The sequence below is a fragment of the Protofrankia sp. CiP1_Cm_nod4 genome (genome assembly GCF_982290645.1).
Genome location: NZ_CEVIVC010000111.1, coordinates 7,089 through 8,661 on the forward strand (window position 1 = coordinate 7,089; position 1,573 = coordinate 8,661).

1 protein-coding gene is annotated in these 1,573 nt (G+C 76.5%); it reads right to left on the reverse strand.

From position 1 onward, the window contains the following. The coding region (locus tag AC5LSR_RS18135) for a GAF domain-containing protein (RefSeq protein WP_493468714.1) at positions 1-1,573 on the reverse strand (1,573 nt) is incomplete at both ends.

Sequence of the window (1,573 nt, forward strand, 5' to 3'; positions counted from 1 at the left end):
GGCGACGTCCCGATCAGCGACGTCCCGGCCGGCGTGGTCGTGGCCGGTGCCGTTGCGGGGCACGGGGCCCGTCCGTCCCGTCGTCGCGGTGGTGGCGCGCAGGGCGTCGCGCAGCGACCCCTCGGCGTCCCATAGCGCGGCGCTGGGCGGCTGATCGGGACGGGTGGTCGCGACCCCGACCGCGAACGGTGCCGTCGCGGCGACGTCCCCGTCGGTCCGCAGCCGGGCGAGCAGGGCGTCCGGCTCGAGCTGGCTGTCCGCGGGCAGGGCCGCCACGAACCGGTTGTGCGACCAGCGGGCGAGCTCCACCCCGGAGCCGGCGGCCGCCCGCAGCCCGGCGGCGAAGTGCCGCAGGACGTACTCGTCGGCGCGGACGGGGGCCTCACCCTGCCGCTGATCCCCTGGCCGCTGGTCCGGCTGCCGATGGTCCGGCAGCCCGAAGAGGCAGACGGCGGTTCCCGCCGGCAGGCCCTGCAGGACGGTCAGGAAACGGTCCCGGCTGGTCAGGCCGGTGGCCGGGTCGACACCGATCTCCCGGACGCGGACCTGGGCCGTGCGCAGCCGCGCGAGGGTGTGGCCGGCCTGCCCGCCGAGCAGGGTGACCGCGCGCAGCCCCGCCTGGTCGACCCGGGTGCGCGTCGCCGCCCAGCACGCCGCGACCAGGCCGATCAGGCCGCCCTCACCGGGGATCGGCACCAGCAGCGCCGAGGCGATGCGGGGCCGGCGGACGACCCGGTGCGGGAACGGCCGTGACGTCGACACGTCCGGGAAGAAGACCGGTGCCCGGGTGCGCAGCACGGTACCGATACCGGTCTCGTCACTTTCCGTGAAGCGGGCCCCGGAGGAGATCATGGTGTCCTCGTCCGGTCTCGTGGCGGACGCGGCCACGTGGAACACCGTCGAGCCGGGCATGTCCGCGAGCAGCAGGCTGACCGCGTCCGCGTCGAGCAGGTTCCGGGAGACCTCGGCGACCATCGACACCGCCGGGTCGAGATGGTCCGGGTACCAGAACTGGTCGAGCGCGCCCAGCGCGGCGGTGACCTGGTCGGCCATGCACACGGCCCGCCGGGCCGCCAGCAGGTGCGCGCTCTGCCGTCCCAGCGCGGCCAGGGACTCCTTCTGCCCGGGGGTGAGGGCACGCGCGACACGGTCGAGCACCGCGACATGGCCGATCACCGCGTGGTCCGGGGTACGGATCGGCGCCGCCGCGTAGAACCGGAACGGGCTGCTCGGGCCGAGCGCGGCCAGCCGCGCGAAACGGGGGTCGCCGGCGATGTCGGGGATCTCCACCACGGCGGCGGGCCCGGCCGGTGCGTCCAGGCCGAGGAGGGCCTCCTGGGGCAGTTCGGTGGCGGTCGATCCGTAGCATGCCCGGCGCCACTGCCGGTCGGCGCCCCGGAAGGCGACGAACGCCGCGGGCGTGGCACACAGGCGGGCGGCCAGCGTCGCGATCTCGTCGAACGCGCCGTCCCGGTCGGGCTCGAGGAGCTGGTGGCCGGGTGGGGCCCCGCGCCGGCCCGGTTCGTCCGCCGGTGTCAGGGCGAGCGGTCCGGTGTCGCCCAGCCCTGGCCCC